A 661-nucleotide genomic window follows, 5' to 3' on the forward strand; every position below is an offset into this window, starting at 1 on the left:
CCATGGTTTTGAAAGACAGCAAAATCAAGAGTCGTCTCAACACCAGCACGTTGGGCCGTTTCAACCAGATGTTTATTATGCTCTTTGAGCTCATTGTGCAGGAACAGTCGCTTTTCATCCTCTCGTAGAGACTTAAATATTTGATCATCTTGCAATTCCTGGCGCCGGGTTTGCAAGGCAAAGTACGTTTGCCCCGCAGCAATCACCGGTTTCGACGGATCGCCATTTTGCACTACCAGATAGCAGGCGTAGCGTGAGAGGTGGAAATCTTCAAGATTCCTGCTGGCGCCAGAACCTAATTCGACCATTTTGTTGGTTTCAACAAAATGGTCTGCCGAGGGATGACCACTCGCCTCACATGAAATTATCGCTTTTGCAATGACCTTATAAAAATTCCGCCACTCTTTATAGTCAAGCAGGGGACCAAGGTTGCGGGCAGACCAATACTCCCGCCCCGCCTCATCGCTCTTTCTAATCGCTTCAAATGGCTGCTGTTCGTTCATAACGTATCCTTGTTTGAGTGAGTCCCAAAGTATGATTGTTTTTTAAACTGAAACACCCGTTGCAGCAAGGAAGTTTATTGTGCTCTCGCACACAAAAAAGCCCCGAAAATCGGGGCCTTATAAGTTATTCGCTTAATTAACTATTTAATGCCGGTCGT

At 46.0% G+C, this 661-nt stretch carries 1 protein-coding gene; it reads right to left on the reverse strand.

Features of this window, described 5'->3' with window-relative positions; all coding sequences use genetic code 11:
- Positions 1-503, reverse strand: a 503-nt coding sequence (dinD, locus tag ABD481_RS46645) for a DNA damage-inducible protein D (RefSeq protein WP_344672343.1), incomplete at its 3' end; no start/stop codon positions are given.
- Positions 504-661: the final 158 nt, after the last annotated feature.

Origin of the sequence: Catenulispora yoronensis, assembly GCF_039531695.1 — a bacterium.
Lineage (GTDB): Bacteria > Actinomycetota > Actinomycetes > Streptomycetales > Catenulisporaceae > Catenulispora > Catenulispora yoronensis.